7 protein-coding genes are annotated in these 7673 nt (G+C 59.6%); 4 read left to right on the forward strand and 3 right to left on the reverse strand.

Annotated elements, in window-relative coordinates; genetic code table 11:
• Positions 1–14 precede the first annotated feature (14 nt).
• Both GIW48_RS23605 and glyA read right to left on the reverse strand, forming a co-directional pair.
• Positions 15–1265 (reverse strand): sarcosine oxidase subunit beta, encoded by a 1251-nt coding sequence (locus GIW48_RS23605; RefSeq protein ID WP_010207084.1) that lies wholly within the window; start codon positions 1263–1265, stop codon positions 15–17.
• 22 nt (positions 1266–1287) lie between these two features.
• Positions 1288–2541, reverse strand: coding sequence for a serine hydroxymethyltransferase (glyA, locus tag GIW48_RS23610; protein ID WP_236460399.1), 1254 nt, complete (start codon positions 2539–2541; stop codon positions 1288–1290).
• A gap of 445 nt (positions 2542–2986) precedes the next feature.
• On the opposite strand from glyA, the gene GIW48_RS23615 reads away from it, so the two are divergent.
• Positions 2987–4513, forward strand: coding sequence for an NAD(P)/FAD-dependent oxidoreductase (locus tag GIW48_RS23615; RefSeq protein ID WP_236460398.1), 1527 nt, complete (start codon positions 2987–2989; stop codon positions 4511–4513).
• On the opposite strand, the gene GIW48_RS23620 is transcribed toward GIW48_RS23615, so the two are convergent.
• A complete protein-coding gene (locus tag GIW48_RS23620) occupies positions 4478–5206 on the reverse strand; it encodes a TraX family protein (protein ID WP_017137987.1) in 729 nt (242 codons plus the stop codon). The genes GIW48_RS23615 and GIW48_RS23620 overlap by 36 nt on opposite strands.
• A gap of 90 nt (positions 5207–5296) precedes the next feature.
• Between GIW48_RS23620 and GIW48_RS23625 the strand changes: the two genes are divergently transcribed.
• The 3 genes from GIW48_RS23625 (at position 5297) to GIW48_RS23635 (ending at position 7390) form a co-directional block, all read left to right on the forward strand.
• The gene (locus tag GIW48_RS23625) at positions 5297–6337 is read left to right on the forward strand and encodes a threonine aldolase family protein (RefSeq protein WP_017137986.1); all 1041 of its coding nucleotides are present in this window, start codon (positions 5297–5299) and stop codon (positions 6335–6337) included.
• Positions 6338–6520: 183 nt separating this feature from the next.
• On the forward strand, positions 6521–6721 hold the full coding sequence (locus tag GIW48_RS23630) for a hypothetical protein (RefSeq protein ID WP_017137985.1): 201 nt from the start codon (positions 6521–6523) through the stop codon (positions 6719–6721).
• A 135-nt stretch (positions 6722–6856) separates the two neighbouring features.
• Entirely contained in the window at positions 6857–7390 is a 534-nt protein-coding gene (locus tag GIW48_RS23635; protein ID WP_026013773.1) for an REP-associated tyrosine transposase, read from the forward strand.
• Positions 7391–7673: the final 283 nt, after the last annotated feature.

The raw sequence follows: 7673 nt of genomic DNA on the forward strand, positions 1-7673 counted from the left end.
GGGAATTTCTCCTGTTAGTGGGCGACGGCCGCAGCGCCGTGTTCGTCGATCAACGCACCGTTGTGGAAACGGTCGATGGAGAATGGCGCTGCCAATGGGTGCATTTCACCCTTGGCGAGGCTGGCGGCAAACACGTTGCCTGAGCCTGGAGTGGCTTTAAAACCGCCGGTGCCCCAGCCGCAGTTGAAGAACATGTTCGGCACCGGGGTTTTGGAGATGATCGGGCAGGCGTCCGGCGTGGTGTCGACGATGCCGCCCCACTGGCGGTTCATGCGCACCCGCGACAGCACCGGGAACATCTCGACGATGGCCTGGATGGTGTGTTCGATTACCGGGTACGAGCCGCGCTGGCCGTAGCCGTTGTAGCCGTCGATACCGGCGCCGATCACCAGGTCGCCCTTGTCGGACTGGCTGATGTAACCGTGCACGGCGTTGGACATGATCACGCTGTCGATAATCGGCTTGATCGGCTCGGACACCAGCGCTTGCAGCGGGTGGGATTCGATCGGCAGGCGGAAGCCGGCGAGCGAGGCCATGTGCCCGGAGTTACCGGCAGTGACCACACCCACGCGCTTGGCGCCAATAAAACCCTTGTTGGTTTCGACGCCGATGCACACGCCGTTTTCCTTGCGAAAGCCGATCACTTCGGTCTGCTGGATCAGGTCCACGCCGAGTGCGTCAGCGGCGCGCGCGAAGCCCCAGGCCACGGCATCGTGGCGGGCTACGCCGCCGCGCCGTTGCACGGTGGCGCCGAGTACCGGGTAGCGGGTGTTTTTTGAGCAGTCGAGGTACGGGATCTCGTCGGCCACTTGTTTGGCGTTGAGCAGCTCGCCGTCCACGCCGTTGAGGCGGTTGGCGCTCACGCGACGCTCGGAGTCCCGGATGTCTTGCAGGGTGTGGCACAGGTTGTAGACGCCACGCTGAGAGAACATCACGTTGTAGTTCAGGTCCTGGGACAGGCCTTCCCACAGTTTCATCGCGTGTTCGTACAGGTGCGCCGACTCGTCCCACAGGTAGTTGGAACGCACGATGGTGGTGTTGCGCGCGGTGTTACCGCCGCCCAGCCAGCCTTTCTCGACCACGGCCACGTTGGTGATGCCGTGCTCTTTGGCCAAATAGTAAGCCGTCGCCAGACCATGCCCGCCGCCGCCGACGATAACCACGTCGTAGACCTTTTTCGGTGTGGGCGTGCGCCACATCTTCTGCCAGTTTTCGTGGTGGCTGAGTGAGTGCTTGAAGAGGCCGAAGCCCGAGTAGCGTTGCATAGTCATTACTCCAAAACCGCGCTCAGCGATAAACCGGGAAATCAGCGCACAGGGCAGACACGTGCTTGGCCACGTTGGCCTCGACATCGGCGTCGCCGAGGTTGTCGAGGATGTCGCAGATCCAGCCGGCCAGCTCGATGCATTGCGGCACCTTGAAACCCCGCGTGGTCACCGCCGGGGTACCGATACGCAGGCCCGAGGTCACGAACGGCGACTGCGGGTCATTCGGCACGGCGTTCTTGTTGACGGTGATGTGGGCGCGGCCGAGGGCAGCGTCCGCGTCTTTGCCGGTAAGGCCCTGGCGGATCAGGCTGACCAGGAACAGGTGGTTATCGGTACCGCCGGACACCACGTCGTAGCCGCGCTTGATAAACACGTCTGCCATGGCCTGGGCGTTGTCGATCACCTGTTGTTGGTAAGCCTTGAAACCGGGCTCCAGCGCTTCCTTGAAGCACACGGCCTTGCCGGCGATAACGTGCATCAGCGGGCCGCCCTGGGCGCCGGGGAACACGGCAGCGTTGAGTTTCTTCTCGATGGCTTCGTTGGCCTTGGCCAGGATCAAACCGCCACGTGGGCCGCGCAGGGTTTTGTGGGTGGTGGTGGTGACCACATCGGCGTAAGGCAGCGGGTTCGGGTACAGGCCCGCGGCAACCAGGCCGGCGACGTGGGCCATGTCGACGAACAGCAGTGCGCCAACCTTGTCGGCGATCTGACGGAAGCGCGAAAAATCGAGGGTCTTGGAGTAAGCGGAGAAACCGGCCACGATCATTTTCGGCTGGCATTCGACGGCCAGGCGCTCAACTTCGTCGTAGTCGATCAGGCCGGTGTCGGTGTTGATGCCGTACTGCACGGCGTTGTAGAGCTTGCCCGAGGACGACACTTTGGCGCCGTGGGTCAAGTGGCCGCCGTGGGCCAGGCTCATGCCCAGGATGGTGTCACCGGCATTGATCAGCGCCAGGTACACCGCGCTGTTGGCGGACGAACCGGAGTGTGGCTGCACGTTGGCGTAATCAGCGCCGAACAGTTGTTTGGCGCGCTCGATGGCCAGGGCTTCAACCTTGTCCACATGCTCGCAGCCGCCGTAGTAGCGCTTGCCTGGGTAGCCTTCGGCGTATTTGTTGGTCAGGCCGCTGCCCTGGGCTTCCATGACGCGTTTGCTGGTGTAGTTCTCTGACGCGATCAGCTCGATATGGTCTTCCTGACGCTGCTCCTCGGCATTCATCGCCGCCAGCAATGCGTCGTCATACCCTTGGATCTGGTCTTTTTTGCTGAACATCGCGTCTCTCCCAGCCTTTCGTATTGTTGAGGCCCTCGCAGGGCCCTTTGATGCGATGGTAGGGCTGGCGCAGCGAGGTCAAATGCCTACGCACGCCACGCAAAGGTGCGTTTACGACATGGCTTCGCGGGTGGGCGATAAAACACGCAGATGGCTCGGGCCGCCTGAAGATTTAGAAACAGAAACCTGACACTTTAAGCCTCACACGCCTGAAAACTTGGCTACGCTTGCCACTCAAACAGCGCCAGCTCATGTATTCGACGCTTTCACTGCTCAGTCCAACAGATTGAACGCCCTACACCGTTGAGGAACGCGGGCATGGCGCTCGACTCTTCGCCCAACCTGGCCACGCCGCTGACGCAAAGCGTTACACCTGCACGGTGCGCGTGGTGCCTTCCCCGATGCGAGCGCAGGGATATTCGCGCCAGGCTGGGATGTTGGCCTTGTGACGACTGACCCCGAATTGGGCAGCGTGGCGCACCTGGCAGCGTACAGGCTGGGCAGCCCATTCCCCGAGGATGCCAAGCTCTGCGCAGCGTTGAGTTCATTCTGGCCTGCAGTTGCATCAGACTCAGCACAAGCCTATCCACCAAACGTCGGGGCGGGTCCGACCGTAAAACCAATGCTGGATCAGGAGATCGGCAAAAGTGCCGGTTTCCCGTGGGATGGCGTACCCGCTCCGAAAAAATACGTCGCCAATTACGCGCGCCATAGAGCGTACGAAACTTACTTCTATACCGACTACACAGAGAACGCGCTGAACGGGAAGTTCTCATTGGCACTCACAGGCAAAGTCGACTCGCAGGAATATCAACGGCGAATCGATGCTTTCCGGCGCGTCAAACTGTCATTGAGCACCACACCTGGAAATTGGTTTATCGACACATTCAGCATGGCAACGCCCGACAGCGCAGGCCGCTATGACGTGATCATAATAGGTGCCGGCCCGGCGGGTTGCTCGGCGGCCATTTGCTGCGCTCAACAGGGCTTGAAAGTGGCACTGATTGAGCGCCTGTCTTTTCCGCGCCACCGCCCGGGTGAAACCCTGCACCCCGGCATAGAGCCTCTGCTTCAGCAACTGGGTGTGGCTGAAAAAATCCGCGGCGACGCCTTCGTCCGGCCTGCGGGTACTTGGGTGAGGTGGGACACTGAACGACACTTTGTGCCTTTCGGGCAAGACCAAAACGGACCTTGGCGGGGGTTTCAGATTCCCCGAGCAATGCTGGACGGGTTGCTGCTGGATCGAGCAGCCGCGTCAGGTGTCCACGTCCTGCAACCCTGCCAGGCAAAGACCGTGTTGCAGATAAAAGATCGAGTGGTGGGCCTCCAGACCCAGGCCGGGCAACTGTTTTGCAGGCACCTTATTGATGCCAGTGGCGCTCACGGCTGGCTTGCACGCCAATTAAGGCTGACATCGCGTCGCTGCTCGCCCCCGCTGACCGCCGTGTATGGCTATAAGCGAGGAACAGTCCAGGAAAATACGCTCGGCATCTTCGCAGACCCATCGGGCTGGTATTGGACCGCTCATATCGGCCAGCAGCTTTATCACTGGACGAGACTGCGCTTTATGCAAGATAAATCACCGAAGATGGCGGCTGTTCCGGCCTGTTTTGAACACTTACCGTGTGAAGGAACGATCCGAGGGGCAGATGTCACTTGGTCAATCTGTGATCAGGCAGCGGGTAACGGCTATTTCATCATCGGAGACGCAGCCAGCAGGTTGGACCCGGGCGCCTCTCATGGCGTACTCAAGGCGCTGATGTCAGGAATGATGGCTGCGCAATGTATTGCCGACGAAAGCCTCAACCCAACGCACAGGCAGGCTATTTCACTTCAATATTGCCAGTGGCTGCGAGATTGGTTCGAGCGCGACGTACAAAAAATGCGCGATTTCTATGCGGCTCATCCGTTCCCACCTTGTTGGCTCGAGTCGATGTCAGCCAATGGCCTTTCGAACCCCCAACAAAAGTAAAAAATGTAACGGATACAGCGCGTAAGCCCAGCGGCGCATCGCCGGTGGCGAGACGTTTTTGCCGTGTCGCAACAAGACCAAACCCGCCAAGGGCGCAATCAGGCAAGCGGCCAACCCCATCAGCGCCACAGGCGTGCCGCTATTGAGCAGAACCTGCCATTGATTGGCGGCCACGCAGACCAAACCCGGCAACACGCTGAAATACCATGGCCGGTTAAACACCAGCAGCATCGCCAGCGGCAGTAACACACCGAAAAACCCGAACATCAGCTGGGCAGAAAACAGCGCCGCGATGACTAGGGCAATCAGCGCCAATCCTCGATCAAAAAGCACCTTCTGCTGCCATCCTCGGGCAACCAGCAACCCCAGCGCCAACGTCGGCAAGACGTTCAATGTATCGGCATCCTCGATAAACATCCGGTAGGGCACTTCACTGATCACACTGAACAGCAACAGCCAGCCCAGGTAGCGCCACTGGCCGGTGACGGGAGCATTGGCGACCCGGTGCAAATTGGCTGCAATCGCCAGGCAAAACCACGGAAACGCCAGGCGCCCCGGCACGTACAGGCCGTCCAGGCTCAAACCGACATAACGCAAGTGGTCGAGCACCATGCTCAGCAGCGCCAGCCACTTGAGCAGATCCAGTGCGCCATCGCGGACGCGTCCGACAGCCAACGTGTGTGTACCGTGCATAATTCCCCAGTGACTTTGCATTTACAGTGCGTGCGCACCCGCGACAATCTTGGTTACAGTGCGCACCAACATCGACCACAGGAATGGGCCATGACCGACAATAGCCAACAATTCGCCAGCGACAACTATTCCGGCATCTGCCCGGAAGCCTGGGCCGCCATGGAGCAAGCCAACCAGGGCCATCAACGCGCCTACGGCGACGATGAGTGGACCCACCGTGCCGCCGACGGTTTCCGCAATTTGTTCGAAACCGACTGTGAAGTGTTCTTCGCCTTCAACGGCACCGCGGCCAACTCCCTGGCGCTGTCTTCGCTGTGCCAGAGCTACCATAGCGTGATTTGCTCGGAAACCGCCCACGTCGAAACCGACGAATGTGGTGCGCCGGAGTTCTTCTCCAACGGCTCCAAGCTGCTCACCGCCCGCACCGAAAACGGCAAGCTGACGCCCGAATCGATCCGCGAGATCGCCCTCAAGCGCCAGGACATCCACTACCCCAAACCGCGCGTGGTCACCCTCACCCAAGCCACGGAAGTGGGCAGCGTTTATACCCCGGAAGAAATCCGCGCCATCAGCGTCACCTGCAAAGAGCTGGGCCTGAACCTGCACATGGACGGCGCGCGCTTCTCCAACGCCTGCGCGTTCCTGGGCTGCTCGCCGGCCGACCTGACCTGGAAAGCCGGTGTGGATGTACTGTGTTTCGGCGGCACCAAAAACGGCATGGCAGTAGGCGAAGCCATCCTGTTCTTCAACCACAAACTGGCTGAAGACTTCGATTACCGCTGCAAACAGGCCGGCCAGTTGGCCTCGAAAATGCGCTTCCTCTCCGCCCCATGGGTGGGCCTGCTGGAAAACGATGCCTGGCTCAAACACGCCCGCCACGCCAACCAATGCGCCCAATTGCTCAGCAGCCTGGTGGCGGACATTCCCGGCGTGGAACTGATGTTCCCGGTACAGGCCAACGGCGTGTTCCTGCAACTCTCGGAACCGGCCATCGCAGCGCTGACGGCCAAGGGCTGGCGCTTCTACACCTTCATTGGCAAAGGTGGCGCACGGTTCATGTGTGCGTGGGATACCGAAGAAGAACGCGTAAGAGAATTAGCCGCAGACATTAGGGAAGTGATGAACGCTTAAGCCTCACGAATACTGGCGCATTGCCGAGGCTGTTATTTGGTATTTCCGACAGCATCACAGTCCACTTTCATCGTCTAGCCTCTTGGAACCCGAAAGGAAAACGCCGCTGCAGCGGCCAACTTTCGGGCACAACTGCCTGCCGAATAATCGGTCGGAAACGGAAATCCAGCAGAGGGTTAGACCATGGAAGTTCAATGCTACAACACTAAAGCGTTGCAGGAAGGCAGCCTCAGCACCACGTTTGTGAGCTGGGATGAGTTCAGGAAACTGGCGAAAGTCGGTGACACCATCAGGGAGCCTTCAAGAACCCTGGTCATCACCGAAAAAACCTTTGAACTGACAGCATCAGGTGAGCAGTTCGCCATACAGATATACGCACGCTAACCAAGCTGACCCGATCGCTCCCACGCTCGCGCGGGCGCGATTAACTGAATGTACATGATCGTTCCCACGCTATGCGTGGGAATGCATCCCCGGACGCTCTGCGTCCAAGCCGCACCCAGATTCAAGGACGAATCCATGGGCAGAAGCCGCTACGTCATCACCGAACCCGAAAAGCCGCACTTCCTCACCTGCACCGTCATGGAGTGGCTACCGCTGTTCACCCGTGACTACATCGTTGGTCATCTTTTGGACTGCTGGCGATATCAACAAAACCACCACGCCCTGAATCTCTTCGGCTACGTCGTTCTCGAAAACCACTTGCACTTCGTCGCTCAGGCTCCCGACCTTGGCAAATGCGTGAGCCAATTCAAATCCTTTACCGCCCGTACCATCATTGATGATTTGCAGCGCCGAGGCGCAGAGCGTTTATTACAACGCCTGCGGTTCAGCAAACGGGCGCACAAGGTAGACCGGGCTTATCAACTTTGGCAGGAAGGCGCACACGCTGAGTTGGTGTACAGCGAGGGGGTGATGCACCAGAAACTTGATTACATTCACCACAACCCGGTGAAACGAGGATATGTGGACCTAGCCGAACACTGGCGGTATTCCAGTGCGCGCAATTACGCAGGGCAGGAAGGGCTCATCGAAATTCAACAGTGGCACTAGTGCCCGCCGCCCCCTCTCTGCGTGAGAATGCCTCCAGGGACGCTCCGCGTCCCGCTCTATGCGCATGACTTGAATACTGGGCACTTTGTGACGCGGAGCGTCACGGGCTGCATTCCCACGCGGAGCATGGGAATGATCGGGGGGTGGACACTCAACCAGCTCGTTCCCACGCTCTGCGTGGGAATGCCTCCTGGGGCGCTCCGCGTCCCGCTCTATGCGCATGGCTTGAATACTGGGCACTTTGTGACGCGGAGCTTCACGGGCTGCATTCCCACGCGGAGCG

This window comes from Pseudomonas sp. PA-6-3C (assembly GCF_021605825.1).
GTDB lineage: Bacteria > Pseudomonadota > Gammaproteobacteria > Pseudomonadales > Pseudomonadaceae > Aquipseudomonas > Aquipseudomonas edaphica.

Excerpts from the sequence above, each read along its gene's own strand:
- GIW48_RS23605 (WP_010207084.1), bottom strand. The coding sequence starts at position 1,265 with ATGCAACGCTACTCGGGCTTCGGCCTCTTCAAGCACTCACTCAGCCAC.
- glyA (WP_236460399.1), bottom strand. The coding sequence starts at position 2,541 with ATGTTCAGCAAAAAAGACCAGATCCAAGGGTATGACGACGCATTGCTG.
- GIW48_RS23620 (WP_017137987.1), bottom strand. The coding sequence starts at position 5,206 with ATGCACGGTACACACACGTTGGCTGTCGGACGCGTCCGCGATGGCGCA.
- GIW48_RS23625 (WP_017137986.1), top strand. The coding sequence starts at position 5,297 with ATGACCGACAATAGCCAACAATTCGCCAGCGACAACTATTCCGGCATC.
- GIW48_RS23630 (WP_017137985.1), top strand. The coding sequence starts at position 6,521 with ATGGAAGTTCAATGCTACAACACTAAAGCGTTGCAGGAAGGCAGCCTC.
- GIW48_RS23635 (WP_026013773.1), top strand. The coding sequence starts at position 6,857 with ATGGGCAGAAGCCGCTACGTCATCACCGAACCCGAAAAGCCGCACTTC.